The organism is Mycobacterium sp. TH-M82 (assembly GCF_057473605.1).
Genome location: NZ_JBYCKY010000355.1, coordinates 1 through 1,586 on the forward strand (window position 1 = coordinate 1; position 1,586 = coordinate 1,586).

1 protein-coding gene is annotated in these 1,586 nt (G+C 65.2%); it reads left to right on the plus strand.

The genetic code is table 11. The features are described from left to right. Window positions 1-54: 54 nt before the first annotated feature. Window positions 55-1,586: glucose-6-phosphate dehydrogenase (zwf, locus tag AC2VON_RS11020; RefSeq protein ID WP_486952989.1), on the plus strand; the 1,532-nt coding region annotated here is incomplete at its 3' end.

A 1,586-nucleotide genomic window follows, 5' to 3' on the forward strand; every position in this document is an offset into this window, starting at 1 on the left:
GTCCTGGAAAGAACTGATCAAGGCGACTCAGAGCCAGCTCGACGCCACCGCCAAGTGACTGCAGCGGTCGCCCCCGGCGTCACCGGGCAGTGGCACAACCCGTTGCGGGACTATCGCGACAAGCGGTTGCCTCGAATCGCCGGGGCGTGCAGCTTGGTGATCTTCGGGGTCACCGGAGACTTGGCCCGCAAGAAGCTGATGCCGGCGGTCTATGACCTGGCCAACCGCGGTCTGCTGAACCCTCGTTTCGCTTTGGTCGGATTCGCCCGCCGCGACTGGGAACACGAAGGTTTCGGCCAGGTGGTCTGCCAGGCCGTCAAAGAGCACTCGCGCACACCGTTCCGGCAGGCGATCTGGGACAGGCTGGCCGAGGGAATCCGGTTCGTGCAGGGCACCTTCGACGACTCGGATGCGTTCGGCCGGTTGGTCGAATGCCTGGAGAAACTCGACGCCGAGCGCGGCACCCGCGGCAACCACGCCTTCTATCTGGCCATCCCGCCGAAGACCTTCCCCACGGTCTGCCAGCAGCTGCACTCCTGCGGGCTGGCCCTCCCCCCGGGCGGCAGCTGGAGCCGGGTGGTGATCGAAAAACCCTTCGGCCACGACTTGGCCAGCGCGCGGGAACTCAACAAGGCGGTCAACAGCGTCTTCCCGGAGGAGTCGGTGTTCCGCATCGACCACTACCTGGGCAAGGAGACGGTGCAGAACATCCTGGCGTTGCGGTTCGCCAACCAGCTGTTCGACCCGATCTGGAACGCCCACTACGTCGACCACGTGCAGATCACCATGGCCGAAGACATCGGCCTGGGCGGGCGCGCCGGCTATTACGACGGGATCGGAGCAGCCCGCGACGTGATCCAGAACCACCTCTTGCAGCTGCTGGCGCTGACCGCGATGGAGGAGCCGGTAAGTTTCCGCCCGCGCGCGTTGCAGGCCGAAAAGATCAAGGTGCTCTCGGCCACTCAACTCGCAGAGCCGCTGGAGGACACCACCGTCCGCGGGCAGTACACCGCCGGCTGGCAGGGCGGGGAACAGGTAGTCGGACTGCTCGACGAGGAGGGCTTTGCCCACGACTCCACGACCGAGACGTTCGCCGCCATCACGCTGGAGGTCGACACCCGCCGCTGGGCCGGTGTGCCGTTTTATCTGCGGACGGGAAAACGCTTGGGCCGCAGGGTAACCGAGATCGCGCTGGTGTTCAAACGCGCACCCCATCTTCCTTTCGAAGCCACCATGACCGATGAACTGGGCACGAACGCCCTGGTGGTCCGGGTCCAGCCGGACGAAGGGGTCACGCTGCGGTTCGGCTCCAAGGTGCCCGGCACCGCGATGGAAGTCCGCGACGTCAACATGGACTTCTCCTACGGCTCCGCGTTCGCCGAGAATTCACCCGAAGCCTACGAGCGGCTGATCCTCGACGTTTTGCTCGGTGAACCGTCGCTGTTTCCGGTCAATGAGGAAGTCGAAAGATCCTGGGAGATACTCGATCCGGCTCTCGAAAATTGGGCCGCCCACGGAAAGCCCGAGCCCTACGAGGCGGGCACCTGGGGCCCGGCTTCGTCGTTTGAGATGCTGCGCCGTACCGG